At 40.3% G+C, this 13811-nt stretch carries 14 protein-coding genes; 11 read left to right on the top strand and 3 right to left on the bottom strand.

Translation table 11 applies throughout. From position 1 onward, the window contains the following. Window positions 1–219: 219 nt before the first annotated feature. The 6 genes from AB4493_RS20700 to AB4493_RS20675 are packed head-to-tail and all read left to right on the top strand — an operon-like array spanning window position 220 to window position 6301. Window positions 220–1335: an O-antigen ligase family protein gene (locus AB4493_RS20700; RefSeq protein ID WP_372155740.1), complete on the top strand. Its 1116-nt coding sequence runs from the start codon at window positions 220–222 to the stop codon at window positions 1333–1335. After that, window positions 1332–2282 carry a glycosyl transferase family 90 gene (locus AB4493_RS20695; RefSeq protein WP_372155739.1) on the top strand — a complete coding sequence of 317 codons (951 nt, stop codon included), beginning with the start codon at window positions 1332–1334 and terminating at the stop codon, window positions 2280–2282. The genes AB4493_RS20700 and AB4493_RS20695 overlap by 4 nt, the downstream gene beginning before the upstream one ends. Next, entirely contained in the window at window positions 2279–3334 is a 1056-nt protein-coding gene (gene waaF, locus AB4493_RS20690; RefSeq protein WP_372155737.1) for a lipopolysaccharide heptosyltransferase II, read from the top strand. Before AB4493_RS20695 ends, waaF begins: the two co-directional genes overlap by 4 nt. Window positions 3335–3347: 13 nt before the next feature. Continuing rightward, window positions 3348–4667, top strand: a complete 1320-nt coding sequence (gene waaA, locus AB4493_RS20685; RefSeq protein ID WP_372155736.1) for a lipid IV(A) 3-deoxy-D-manno-octulosonic acid transferase — start codon at window positions 3348–3350, stop codon at window positions 4665–4667. Beyond that, entirely contained in the window at window positions 4664–5404 is a 741-nt protein-coding gene (locus AB4493_RS20680; protein ID WP_102394578.1) for a glycosyltransferase family 25 protein, read from the top strand. The genes waaA and AB4493_RS20680 overlap by 4 nt, the downstream gene beginning before the upstream one ends. 3 nt (window positions 5405–5407) lie before the next feature. Next, on the top strand, window positions 5408–6301 hold the full coding sequence (locus AB4493_RS20675; protein ID WP_372155735.1) for a hypothetical protein: 894 nt from the start codon (window positions 5408–5410) through the stop codon (window positions 6299–6301). A 1-nt stretch (window position 6302) separates the two neighbouring features. Here AB4493_RS20675 and AB4493_RS20670 read toward each other — a convergent pair whose 3' ends face one another. Next, a complete protein-coding gene (locus AB4493_RS20670) occupies window positions 6303–7025 on the bottom strand; it encodes a 3-deoxy-D-manno-octulosonic acid kinase (protein ID WP_102394576.1) in 723 nt (240 codons plus the stop codon). Window positions 7026–7096: 71 nt separating this feature from the next. On the opposite strand from AB4493_RS20670, the gene AB4493_RS20665 reads away from it, so the two are divergent. Genes AB4493_RS20665 through AB4493_RS20645 form a run of 5 tightly spaced genes read left to right on the top strand, consistent with a single transcriptional unit; the run spans window position 7097 to window position 11604 of the window. After that, window positions 7097–8197, top strand: coding sequence for a glycosyltransferase family 9 protein (locus AB4493_RS20665; RefSeq protein WP_372155734.1), 1101 nt, complete (start codon window positions 7097–7099; stop codon window positions 8195–8197). Next, complete coding sequence (locus AB4493_RS20660; RefSeq protein WP_372155733.1) at window positions 8190–9254, top strand: glycosyltransferase family 9 protein; 1065 nt, start codon at window positions 8190–8192, stop codon at window positions 9252–9254. The genes AB4493_RS20665 and AB4493_RS20660 overlap by 8 nt, the downstream gene beginning before the upstream one ends. A gap of 9 nt (window positions 9255–9263) precedes the next feature. Continuing rightward, complete coding sequence (gene coaD / locus AB4493_RS20655; protein WP_122046770.1) at window positions 9264–9752, top strand: pantetheine-phosphate adenylyltransferase; 489 nt, start codon at window positions 9264–9266, stop codon at window positions 9750–9752. An 18-nt stretch (window positions 9753–9770) separates the two neighbouring features. Then, window positions 9771–10727, top strand: coding sequence for a glycosyltransferase (locus AB4493_RS20650; protein ID WP_372155742.1), 957 nt, complete (start codon window positions 9771–9773; stop codon window positions 10725–10727). Continuing rightward, window positions 10717–11604, top strand: a complete 888-nt coding sequence (locus tag AB4493_RS20645; RefSeq protein ID WP_372155732.1) for a lipopolysaccharide biosynthesis protein — start codon at window positions 10717–10719, stop codon at window positions 11602–11604. Before AB4493_RS20650 ends, AB4493_RS20645 begins: the two co-directional genes overlap by 11 nt. 50 nt (window positions 11605–11654) lie before the next feature. Here the strand turns inward: AB4493_RS20645 and lpxM are convergent, their stop codons facing one another. Together lpxM and rfaD are read right to left on the bottom strand one after the other, a co-directional pair. After that, window positions 11655–12608, bottom strand: coding sequence for a lauroyl-Kdo(2)-lipid IV(A) myristoyltransferase (gene lpxM / locus AB4493_RS20640; protein ID WP_102394571.1), 954 nt, complete (start codon window positions 12606–12608; stop codon window positions 11655–11657). Window positions 12609–12683: 75 nt separating this feature from the next. Beyond that, window positions 12684–13625 (bottom strand): ADP-glyceromanno-heptose 6-epimerase, encoded by a 942-nt coding sequence (gene rfaD, locus AB4493_RS20635; protein WP_372155730.1) that lies wholly within the window; start codon window positions 13623–13625, stop codon window positions 12684–12686. Between the last annotated feature and the right edge of the window lie 186 nt (window positions 13626–13811).

Here is a 13811-nt window from a genome sequence, read left to right as displayed (position 1 = left end):
TTTGATCAACAACGCCGTTGTCAGCTATAGATGTGTAGCTCTCAATACAAAGGTTGATATCACTTGAAGCTGTGTCTATAGCACTTTATCTGATAAAATTGCCGGAACTATTTTTATTATTACTTTGGAATTATGTTGTCTTCATTTCTAAAGGCAGAGTCTATCTCTAGATCTCTGTTACTAATTCCTTACCTATGGTTAGCTATAGGTATTATTTGGATGCCTCAGGGCAACAAACCTTTGGTAGCTTTGGTTTTGGCTGCCGCTATTGTTCATATATTTACTTATGGCTTGTTCCAGATTAAGTCCAACTTTAAAAGTAATGTTTGGCTATGGGGAACTCTATTTACTGGGATATTTACTGTAATAGGCTATGTTACTTATGGCGCCAGTTCTCAAGAATTGAGAGGTTTCCTTGTTACTACTGTACTCTTGTGCTTGCTCCCTCAAAAGCAACTTCTCAATGCAAAGCTATCTCAATATTTACTTTTTAGTGCGGCTTTGGCATGTTTAGCTTTGTCATGTTGGTACTTTTTTATTTATCCGACCGAGCGAATATTTTGGCCAACTAATCCAATCCCGCTAGCAACACATCAAGGTTTAATATCCATGCTTTCAGTAGGGGCATTATTGACAAAGTTCAAAGGTAAAATCGCCTGGATGTTAGTTTTAAGTGCGATTATTTCCGGTTTTTCTTTGATCTTAACGCAATCTAGAGGGGTTATTTTAGGGGGTGGAATTCTATATATCGTAATAGGCTTAATTCTACTTTACCAAAGAAAAATAAGCATAAAAATCATATTACTATCGTTAACTTTGTGTTTTGGTGCTGTTTTTTTCTCTAAAGAGGCTATTGTCGAGCGTTACGACCAGACATGGAAGGAGATCAGCGAAATTGAACAAGGTGACCTCAATTCATCAATAGGTCTCAGATTGCAGATGTATCAAGCTGGCATTGAACTTTTTGAAAGTAGTCCTATATTAGGGCATGGATCATTTAATCGAGAGCATATTGAAGAGAATATACCTGGGTATACACCTATGGCTTATAGCTATATTTCAGAAGGGCATTTACACAATAACTATATTGATAAACTAGCGCGCTCTGGAATTATAGGTTTAAGTATCTTTTTGTTCTTTATTTTCTATCCAGTATATTTGGGGCTGAGAAAGTATCCCGACTTATTTTGGTTGTTTAGCTTGCCTTCTATCCACTACGCTGTGGCCAGTTTAACAGATTCACCTTTTAGAAATGGCGATGCTCTCGTTGTATATTTAATTGTCACCGGAACTTTAGTTCATTATGCAAAAATAAAATATAAAGAGAAACTATGAAGATATTTTATTATTTAAAACATGCCTTGCTCTCTATCGCACCTAGTCTGTATTTTTCAAAACAGTTTGAAAAGCTGGAAAAGTCATATTCCGATCAAGCTGATTATATAAAAAGCAGAGTAAATTATTACGTAAAAGGGCTCGGTGACTTTGATAAGGCTAGTTTAAATTGCGAAATTAAGAATTATTCTCGAAAGGGTTACACATCTTATTACTTTGATCTTAAAGAGTTTCTTTATTATTTTCCAAAGTACTTTCGTTTCAGTTACTACTTTGGTGATGAAACACATATCGAGCCAGTTCCAACTTTATTTAAAGCTCGTCCGGTTAATGGGAACAATAGTAAATCTGTACTCTTCAAGTTAGATAAGCGTCGTCATTTTCGATTCGTAAATGATAGTTTAAGCTTTGCTGATAAAAAAAATATGGCCGTGTTTCGTGGTGCTGTGACTCAACCACATAGAATTCGTTTTATGGAAGCTCTGTATGGTCATCCACTGATGAATGCTGGTCAATCGAATACTTCAGAGCAAAACCCAGAGTGGCAACAGCCATTTATGACAGTAGAAGATCAGCTTCAGTACAAATTCATTATTTGCCTTGAAGGGAACGATGTTGCATCAAATTTGAAATGGGCAATGTCTTCAAACTCGCTTGTCGTTACTCCAAAAATGAAATTTGAAACGTGGTTTATGGAAGGCACTTTGCAGCCAGGCATACACTATGTAGAGGTGAAGGATGACTGGTCGGATTTTGAGCAAAAAATTCAATACTATTTAGACAACCCTAAAGAGTCTGAACAGATGATCAAGAATGCGCATAAATACCTTGCTCCTTTCCAGGATGAACAATTAGAAAAATTGGTTTGCATTAAAACACTTCAAGAATATTTTAGACTATCTGGCCAAGCTATTAACGAACACGCTATTAACGAGCAAGACAAATGAAAATTCTGATTATTGGCCCGTCATGGGTTGGAGACATGGTGATGTCTCAAGGCTTATATATCGAGTTGCAAAGACAGTATCCTGACGCAAAAATTGATGTTTTAGCGCCAGCATGGTGTAAGTCTATTTTGGAAAGAATGCCACAAGTCAATCAAGCTCTTGAAATGCCACTAGGGCATGGGCAATTTGATCTGAAATCTCGTTATAAGATCGGCAAATCGTTGAGGGAAGTACAGTACGATAAAGCGTACGTATTACCTAACTCCGCGAAATCAGCTTTAATTCCCCTGTTTGCACGCGTTCCTGAACGAGTTGGCTGGAAAGGTGAAATGCGTTTTGGTTTGCTTAATGACGTTAGAACCAATAAAAAAGCGTTTCAATACATGTTAGAGCGATATGTAGCGTTAGCGCACCCTAAAGCTGAAATGACGGGTAGTGGTTGTTTAGGTGAATTGTCATCATTACCTTTTCCAAGCCTACAAGTTGTTGACTCCAGCCAACAAAAGGCTATGGAGCAATTTGGTTTAAACAATCAAAGGCCTGTCCTTGGTTTATGTCCTGGTGCTGAGTTTGGCCCTGCGAAACGTTGGCCTGATAATCACTTTGCAACAGCAGCGACAGCGATGATAAAGCAAGGTTACCAAGTGTGGTTGTTTGGCTCGGCTAAAGATCGAGAAGTAACCCAAAAGATAATCGAACAAGTCCCTGTTAATATGCAGCAGTATTGCTTCAATTTAGCTGGAGATACGAGCTTAATTCAGGCTGTAGACTTGATCGGGGCTTGTCGTACTGTCGTTAGCAATGATTCTGGGCTGATGCATGTAGCCGCCGCGGTGGGCTGTAATGTCGTGGCTGTTTATGGCTCTAGTTCACCTAAATATACGCCTCCGCTAACGAACAAACTGGCGATCATCAATACCGATATTGAGTGCCGACCTTGCTTTGAACGAACTTGTCCCAAGCAGCACCTAAAGTGCCTAACTGAGTTAATGCCGAGTAGAGTCATTAGTGCTATTGAGCAGTTTGATGTTATTTCTCAAGGCAAAATATAAATAAGGTCGTTATATGAGCATCGTCGTTCGTTTGGCCTATACTGCGCTACTTTTCCTTGTTAGCCCTATTCTGCTTTGGGGCTTATATCGCTCCAAAGCAAACAAGCCGCCTTTTGGTCATCGCTGGAAAGAGCATTTCGGATTTACACCGCCTATTAAGAATAGACAATCGGGTGTGATTTGGATTCATGCCGTTTCAGTAGGGGAAGTGCTGGCGAGTAAGAAGTTAGTTGAACAACTGGCGATACAAAACCCAGATAAAAGAATACTGATCACTACAACAACGAGTACAGGCGCTGAGCAGGTAGAAAAGATGAGCGGTTCGATTAGCCACCGTTATATGCCTATTGATTTTAGTTGTTGTGTTCAACGTTTTATCAACCGCATTCAGCCAGACAACATGCTCATTATTGAAACGGAATTATGGCCGAACACCATTAACACCGTTGCTAAAAATGATATTCCGATGATATTAGTCAATGGACGATTATCAGAAAAATCAGCCAGTAATTATCAAAAAATGAGTTCGTTAATTTATCCGACAATTTCTAAGTTAAGTTTAATATTGACGGTACACTCTGATGATAAATCTCGATTTGAGTTACTAGGTGCGCCGAGCGAAAAAGTCATTGTCACAGGGTCAATTAAGTACGATGTGTCGATTGATAATAATGTAATCGCACAAGGCGAGCATCTTAAAGATATTTTGGGGCAGGGTAGGCAGATTGTTGTCGCCGCGAGCACTCATGCGGGCGAAGATGAACAAATATTTAGAGCTTATCAACAAGCCAAAAGAGAACTGCCAAAATTACTCTTAGTGATAGTACCTCGTCACCCTGAACGGTTTGATTCAGTTGCTGAATTGGCCAAAAGCCAAGGCTTAGTTTTGGTTCGTCGAACCGAAGTTGTTGACGAGTTACCGCTCGATGTCGACGTCTACTTGGGGGATACGATGGGAGAGCTTATGGTTATGCTTTCTGCGAGCGATCTTGTTTTTATGGGAGGAAGCCTACTTGGAAAGAAAGTAGGAGGGCATAACTTCATCGAACCTGCGCTGCTTCAAAAATACTGCTTAACAGGGCCGAGCTATTTCAATTTTGCAGACCTGGCGAATCAATTGATCGACTCGAGCGCACTGTCTGTTGTAGCCGATGAGAATGAGCTTGCTTTACAAATGATCAGTGCATTATCCAAGCCTAAAGAGTTAATTGAAAAAGGGCGAATAGGCTATGGTATAGTTCAACAGAATCAAGGTGCGTTACAACAAACACTCCAATTGATACATCATTCAGCCACCAATAATCAGTCAACCAATATTGAGACATCACCATGATCAAAACTTTTGTTATTCATGTAAGCAAAGGCTACGAAGAACGTAGAAAACATATAGATAAGCACCTGCCAGAAGTGGGCATCACTGATTACGAATATATGTTAGCTGGTGATATCGATGATCTATCTGATGACGTTAGAAATGGTTTTTTTGACGATTCACTGAGACTCCCTGAGAAGTCTTGCTTTTATAAGCACTACTTAGTGATGAAAAAAGTCGTAGAAGAACAAATTCCACAAGTATTAGTGTTAGAAGATGATGCTTTTTTAAATAGCGATTTTATTGAGCAACTAGAAGCTTTCCAAAGCGAGCTTGCTGGTGAAGAAAAGTATCTTGTAAATATTGAAGAGGCGTCGAGCTTAGTACCTGCATCAGTAAGAGTACCAAATCAGCACCTGTACTTGTGTAAAACGAACAAGCTTACTGGTGGTTTGCTTTATGACCTTAGTTTTGCTCGCGCAATGGTAGAGCATATGGAAAACAATATAACCGACGCACCTATTGATGGTTATATTGGTAATGAACGAACGACATTAGAGTACAATATTTTTTGGACACACCCACCTTTGGTTCGTCAGGGCAGTAAAACCGGTGCATTTGATAGTGAGTTGAGTGGTAGAACTTCAGGGCTTTATGCGACGGTTAGAAGTTGGTTTAAAGAGGGATACCGAACTCATGTTCGAAGCCATGTCAGCAGCAAGCACAAAGCACTTTTTAAAAATATTACGAAGTACTAAATTATGAAATCAGAATTGGCTAGAAAACACTTAACATTTGTCATTTATGGCAATGATAGAACTTACTATCAAGGCGCAAGGTTTTGCATTTTGTCTTTTTTAGCCAATTGGGTTGAGGCAAATGGAACTCGGCCTGAAATTTCTGTTCTAGCGGAAGAGCCTGAGCACTTCGCTAATATGCTAATTAAAGTGTTTCCGATATCGCCTGATCAAAAGGCTGAATGGAGTCTAGACAATACTTATCACTTTAGAATCAAGAACCGCGGCTTAAAATATCTTTGTGATAATTTAGAGTTGAGTCCTGAAGATAAACTGCTTTTTCTAGATACAGATACGTACTTTAACGTGCCAACAAACGTTTACTTCGACTCTATATCGGATAAAAACGCGTTACTGTTTTGCTCAGAAGTAAACATCAATACTTTGCCAAGCACCAATGAGTATGCACATATCAGAGATAGAGATATAGAACTTATGGATGGCAGTGTCTACCGCACCAATCCAGACTCAGTTATGTGGGCGTCGGCAGTCATTGGTATTACAGGAAAACACACATCGGCTTTTGATTATGCCGATGTGTTGATTCAAGCGTTACGTCAAGAAGGGTGTGAGGCACACACTTTAGAGCAGTTTGCGTTATCTGAAGCGCTCTCTACACAGGTGAATATTGAACCAGCGAAAGCTTGGCTCAATCATTATTCAACGAGTGGACGAAAAGACTGGGCGAGAACGGTGTTGGAACAGTTCTTTGAAGAACATGGAGATAAACCATTTGAAGAGCAAATACGCTTAGCTACAGAAGTGTCCTTCAAGCGCCCTCTTGCTGAAGTGATTCGAGGGCATATCTATAAAAAGAAAAAGAAACTTCGTAAGTTATTTGGTTTGAAAGAAGAATAAATCATAGACTCTCAAGGGTACTAACTTTGTACCCTTGTTCAATTTGTGAAAAATCAAAGTGCTGAGCATCAATCCTTCCTAATCGAACTTCTTTTTCGAATGAACGCTTAAGTCGCTTTAAATTACTCTCTTTCCAGTTGCTGCCTGTCTGCGTTAGGCATTTATCAAAATCGATAATCCAAACCTTGCCGGCTTTATCAACGAGAATGTTATGGATATTGAGGTCGGTATGATTGACCCCGGCATCGTGCATTTTTCGAATTTGATGACCTATATCGTTGAAATGGGAATCGGATAGTTTTTTGTTCGACAATATCTTTACTAAGTCTTCTGCGTCGGAAATCTTTTCAATTAAAATGTCGGCTTTGTAAATGAGCCCTTCTTGCGAAACTTTCGCAGCAACGGGTGTCGGGACATTAACTTTATGTGTAGCTAGAAGCTCAAGTAACATTAGCTCTTGGTATGCTCGTGAGCTCTCTAATCCAGTAAATAAATAGCTGTCTCTAACTAGCTTTCCAAACAAGCCGCCGCGATGATAATGTCGAAGAGCGAAATCGCTTTTTTCTCCCTTAACAAACCATGTTGTTCCTCTACCTTGAGCGTGCCCCAGTATTGCTTGATTCGCCTTCCAATAATCCACAGAAAAAGCCAATTCAACGTCTTCGGTGAGTAACTTAGGGTTATACCAGTACGTTGTTTTATGGATTTGCTTTGTTGTAAACATGAATCACTGTCTCGTATTGGGGAGTTTATGGCATACTTGGTAGAACAGTATATCAAACGCCGAACAGATTAATGAACGATTCATGTAGTTACCAAAAAATATTAGTTGTTGCCACTCATTGCATTGGTGATAGTTTGTTGATCTCTGCTTTTACCCATAGTCTGAGAAAAGCGTTTCCGACCGCCACAATAGATGTTTTAGTTAATGCTAGAGGGGAGATGGTTTTTGGTACCAATCCAGACGTTGACTCTTTAGTTGAAATTCCGCCAAGAGCATCAATTAAGGACTATTACCGGATTTTAAAAGCGCATGGTCGATATGATTTAGTCATCAATGAAATGCTTAATGATAGAACCGCTATCTATAGTTTTATCTTTGGCAAGAAAAGACTGGGTGCAATTGATGAATCGCTTTCTGGAGCATGGGTTAAAAAATTAATTTATACTCATTACATTAAAGAACAGCATCGCTTTGAGCATAAAATGAGTCGCGTTGCTCGTATGCTGGATACCATAGATGTTAATTGTATTGCACGGCTTGTATCTCCCGAAGAGTTATTACCTTCAGCGGTTCAACAGAAATTGCCCTCAAACTACATTGTTGTGCATGCGCCATCCTCCAACGAAATTAAGCAGTGGCCAGTCTCGTATTGGGTTGAAGTCATCAATCGTCTGATATCTGCAGGTTATAATATTGTCTTATCTGGCGCTAAATTAGAACGAGACGAGACCATTGTGGAACAAATCATTAGCCAAGTTCCTGAGTCGAATCAGTTGGTCAGTGTTTTGGGGGAATTAACATTGGCTCAAACCTCTGTATTAATTAAACACAGTGATGGTTTTGTTGGACCTGATAGTGGTCCGGGTCACCTCGCGTCAGGTTACTCTATCCCAATTGTATCTATTATTAGTGTGGCGCCAGCAAGCATGTGGTCACCTTGGCCATATGAAGAGCCAATTGTTGTAACGAACAATTTATACAGCAATGGTGTTAGCTCCCAAAGAGTCGCCAATATTAGACTTGTGCAATCTGAACGTAACTGCGTCCCTTGTTATAAAAACAGATGTCAAATTAGCGATGATGTCTATTCGCCATGCCTTCAAGATATCAAGCCAGATAACGTTGTTTCTGCTGTCCTAGAAATGATGCCATTGGAACCGATCAATGAATAACGCTCTTTCTGCTCCAAAATCTATTTGTATTCTGCGTTTATCTGCTATTGGTGACGTTTGTCATGCCCTTTCTGTGGTGCAACTGATTCAATCTACTTATCCAGAATGTCAGATCACGTGGGTGATGGGAAAAGTCGAAGCTCAATTGCTTGGTGATATATCTGGAATTCAAGTTGTTGTGTTTGATAAAAAACGCGGCTTAAAAGGAATGAAAGAAGTATGGGGAACTCTGCGTTCAACTCGGTTTGATTATTTGCTGCATATGCAAGTTGCACTAAGAGCCAGTCTGTTAACGTTAGGAATAAATGCAAAAGTAAAACTTGGTTTTAGTTGGACACGTGCCAAAGAGGGGCAGTGGCTCTTTACTAATCGCAAGCTGCCAAAAACGGACGCATTTCATGTGTTAGATAATTTCTCTGAATTTGCTTACTTTTTGGGATGTCCCAAACAGGTGCCGACATGGGATCTTGCTTTGTCTGATGAAGATCAAAGACTATCGATGGAGCTTGCGCATGAGCCGTATATTGTTATTAGCCCTGCCGCGAGTAAAGATGAGAGAAACTGGTTAGTTGAGCGCTATGCCGCTGTCGCCGATTATGCCTATCAGTTAGGCTTTAAGGTGGTTTTTTGTGGTGCTCCAACGGATAGAGAGCGCAATTTAACCGACAATATATCCCAGTACATGACATCACCTTGTATTAACTTAGTAGGCTCAACCTCGTTAAAGCAGCTTACCGCAGTGATTGGTAAATCCAGTGTTGTGATCGCTCCTGATTCAGGGCCTGCACACATTGCGACGACTCAATGTGTCCCCGTGATTGGTTTGTATGCACACAGTAACCCAATACGAACAGGGCCTTATCATAGTTTAGACAGTGTGGTTTCTGTGTATGAACAGGTTGCTGAAGAGCAACACGGTAAAGCGGTTGACGAGCTTCCATGGGGAACCCGAGTAAAAGGAAAAGATCTTATGGCTCTTATTTCTACAGAATCGGTGATTGAGCAGCTAGACCGTGTATTAGGCCGATTGAAAAACAAGAAAACATCCAGTGAATAAAGGAATGTCATGAAAATAGCAATATACCCAGGTACTTTTGATCCAGTGACTAACGGCCACTATGACTTAATTAAACGTGCCGCATGTATGTTTGAAAAGCTTGTCATTGGTGTCGCAGAGAGCCCAAGTAAAGCCACCTTATTTAGCTTAGATGAGCGGGTGGCCTTATTGCGAGAAACTTGCCATGAATTACCTAATGTCTCCGTCGAGGGTTTTAGCGGCTTGCTGGTTGATTTTGCGACCGAGCAAAATGCCTCAATTTTGGTGCGTGGCTTAAGAACAACAATGGACTTTGAGTATGAATTTGGTTTGACGACAATGTATCGTCGATTAAAACCAGAACTAGAGAGCCTGTTTTTGACACCTTCAGAAGAGTTTGCTTTTTTATCATCAACATTGGTTCGTGAAGTCGCTATTCATGGTGGAGAAATAGAGCAATTTGTTCCAGAGTGTGTTCATCAAGCTGTTGTCGCTAAAGTAAAAGCTTTTAAAAATTAAGTTATTATGAATATTTTAATGTATACAAGAGCCACGTTACCTGTGGTGAATTATGGTGGAACCGAACGAGTCATTTGGGACTTAGTTTATGCTTTGCATCTTGCCGGGCACCGAGTGACGCTGCTTGCTGGCAAAGGAACAAAGTGTGCTTGGGCGAGAGTCATAGAATATCAACCGAATGTACCACTGCAAAGTCAGCTTCCAAATGATATTGATGTTGTGCATTTCCACTCTGATCTTGAGCCTATCTCTTATCCATACATTTTAACGCAGCATGGTAATTCAGACGGTCCTATTGACCCTAATACCGTCTTTGTTTCTTCTCAGCATGCAAAAAATCATGGTGCACAAGCTTATGTTTACAATGGCTTGAATTGGGACAACTACCAAAAGCCTAACTTTAACTTAAAACGTGAACGTTTCCATTTTCTTGGGAAAGCGGCGTGGCGAGTTAAAAATGTTCAAGGTGCCATTGATATTACCAAGAAAGCTGGCCAGCAGCTTGATGTCTTGGGCGGCCATCGATTGAACCTAAAAATGGGTTTTAGGTTAACGCTAGATCGTCATGTTCGTTTTTTAGGGATGGTGGACGATACAACGAAATCTCAGATCATGACTCAGTCAAAAGGTCTGATATTCCCCGTGACTTGGCATGAACCGTTTGGCTTAGCGATTACAGAAAGTTTGTATTTTGGTTGTCCAGTGTTTGGTACACCCTATGGCTCACTGCCGGAGTTAGTTTCTAGTGAGGTAGGTCTTTTATCGAGCTGTGAACAAGAGCTCGTAGAAGGGATCTTAAATTCTGACACCTATGATTCAGCTCGTTGTAATGAATACGCGAGAGATCAATTCAATGCCAATGTCATGGCTGCAGCGTATGTTAGTTATTACGAGAAGGTAGTTGAAGGTAGTAAAGCCAATAGTGCATTAGGAAGTATTGTCGAGTCTTTTAAAAGGTTGCCTTATGAACGATAAATTGAAACCGAAACTGGTTTTTGTAGGCTATAAGCAACAGTATGAAAAACTAGAAATTGACGTCCTATCGTCTGATTATGAAAAGCATCATATTTTCCTAAGTAAGTGGCTAGTTAAATTAGTTTCCTTTTTATTTTTCTATAGTAAAAAACATTATCATGAGGCTTATGGAGCGATCATAAGACGAAAAATAAAGGCACTAAATGGCTTCGATGTAATATTCACCACCGATTCTCTGAGAGATATAAAGTCGATATCAAAGATTGACGGGAGGAAGGTGATTGTTTTTAGAAATGTCACAGATGGAAGCCTGAACCATCACCTAAAAGGTTTTGAAACATATACTTTTGATGAAGGTGATGCAGCAAAGTATGACTTTAAGCATATTTACCTACCTATGCCTCAACTAAAAATCATCGGTGAGATAGAAAGAACATCTGATTTCGATGTTTCTTTTGTCGGCATGGATAAAGGAAGGAAAGAAAAGGTTCAGAAAATAAAAGATGCATTAGATGGTTTTAAGTGCAATTTTATTGTTTTTGACAAGAAACCGTCTTATTCCTATGTTGAATACCTAACCGTGATGCTCAATACCAAATGTGTATTGGAAATGGTTCTTGATGGACAGACGTCTGATACAATGAGGGTTAAAGAGGCGTTGTACGCCAGAAAGAAAGTTATAACGAATAATACGAGTCTTTATAATCACCCTTTATACTCAAAAGATAACTTTCTTATATTTGACTGTCTAAATGAACTTACTGGTAATATTGAAGGCTTTATTTCTAGCGAGTTTGACGAATCAGTTTTGATTAAGCTTGAAGATTACACTGTTGATGGTTTTTATCACAAGCTACTAACGGACAATGGTGAATGATTAGTTAGAACTTCTAACTAATCAATAGAATCGATATGTCTACGTGTAGGTTAATAACCCACATATGGATCTTGTCCATTCCTGCGTGTTTTTAACAACTTTAAAATCCACATGTACTGTTCAGGTCTAGGGTTAACAAAACCTTCAACGACTTCATTCATTGCCCTAGCGTCTTGATGTTCATCGCCGGATAGCTCAATGGGTGCTTTGATTTCAATTTCGTATTTACCCGTCTCAATATTATAGTTGGCAAAGGTTGGAACGATCTTCGCTCGGCTTACTTTTGCTAGTTTTCCAAGTCCAGGTAAGGTTGCTTTTTCAGTCGCAAAGAAGTCTGAGAATACACTTTGCTCTGGGCCATGGTCTTGATCTGGCAGGTAATATCCCAAGTAGCCATCTTTGACTGATTTGATAAAAGGTTTAATACCGCCACTGCGATCATAAACTCGCCCGCCATACTGAACTCTTTGCTTGTGCATGAGCCAATCGGTCAGAGGGTTTTTCTGGCTATTTGCCATCGCAGAAACGGGTAAGCCTCTTGAAGCTAAAAGGATAGCCGGAATGTCGATGCACCAAGAGTGAGGTACGAGCAAAATAGCACTTTGATTGTCTTTTTGCAGCTGCTGTAAGTGTTCTAATCCAATGATTTCTGAGTGTTTTTCAAGCCAACGTTTACTGCGTAATGATATGGCAGGAAAACCAAGTAAAAAGGCACCAGCAGTTGTTAGGCAATTGGTTAGAATAGTTTCACGCTCTTGAACAGACTTTTCTGGAAAACAAAGCGCGAGGTTTATACGTGCCTTTTGTACTGATCCACGTTGCTTCTTCGTCATTTTTGTCGCCACGAATTTTGCTATGGCTACTCGAATCGAGTTTGGCAGCAAAGAAATGGGCAGGCATAGGCATAGCCCGAGCCAAGTTCCCCAGTGTTTTGGTGATAAAAACGCACTGGTGAATTTAGGGTTGTATGCTTTAGGATCGTAGTCGTCGCGTTGAGTTGTCACTGTAAACCTTTAACTGGCGATATAGATTGAACAAGCTAACAGTATACCGTTAGCTTGTTTTCGGGAGAGTGTAATCTAGCGATTAACTGACTGCATGTACTCGCTGACGCCTTCAGCAACCGATTTAAATTGAATATCGCAACCTGCATTACGAAGCTTGGTCAAGTCAGCTTGGGTGAACTCTTGGTAAGCACCTTTCAAATGCTCGGGGAAAGGAATCGTTTCAATCTCGCCTTTACCATGGTGTGTGATTACTGCTTTTGCGACTTCTTCAAACGACTCAGCATTGCCGGTGCCTAGGTTGAAAATACCTGAAACACCGTTTTCTAAGAACCACAGCTTTACCGCTGCGACATCACCCACATACACAAAATCACGCTTGAAGGTTTCGCTTCCTGCGAATAATTTCGGGTTTTCACCTGCGTTCATTTGATTGTTTAGGTGGAAAGCGACAGAAGCCATGCTGCCTTTGTGCTGTTCACGTGGGCCGTAGACATTGAAGTATCGAAAACCAGTGATTTGAGAAAGCGTTTCGTTGTGCGCGGCTGCATCTGCAGTTAAGCGACGCACATAGTTATCAAATTGCTGTTTTGAATAACCGTATACGTTTAGCGCGCCTTCGTACTGCGGCTCTTCGATAAAAGTATCGGTTTCACCATAAGTGGCAGCAGAAGAAGCATACAAGAAGGGGATCTCACGCTCGATACAGTAATGTAGTAACTCTTTAGAATATTCATAGTTGTTGAGCATCATGTATTTGCCATCCCACTCGGTGGTTGCAGAGCATGCACCTTCATGGAAAACAGCCTCAATGTGACCGAAATCATCACCAGCCATCACTTGAGTTAGAAAGTCATCACGATCCATGTAATCGGTGATATCTAGGTCAACCAGGTTCTTAAATTTTTTGCCATCTTTTAAGTTGTCGACAACTAGAATATCGTTGTGGCCTGCTTCATTGAGCGCCTTAACAATATTGCTGCCAATCATGCCTGCACCACCAGTTACGATAATCATATTTCTTCCTACTTTTTTGAATACAAACTCACACGAGTATAGCAAGGAACAAACGAAGCGAGCTAGCGGAATAATTCTTTAACATAGTCTTGTCACTATATTTAACCGTCAGAGTATTTTGAGGGATTTCCCATTAATTAGGAGCTTGTGATGAAACTAGTTGTGATACATAGACAGAACCTTAAG

It is taken from the genome of Vibrio sp. 10N.222.55.A1, from assembly GCF_041473835.1.
In the GTDB taxonomy this organism is placed as follows: domain Bacteria; phylum Pseudomonadota; class Gammaproteobacteria; order Enterobacterales; family Vibrionaceae; genus Vibrio; species Vibrio crassostreae_C.
Note: the sequence above shows the minus strand (reverse complement) of the source record. Positions and strands in the feature narration are given on the sequence as shown.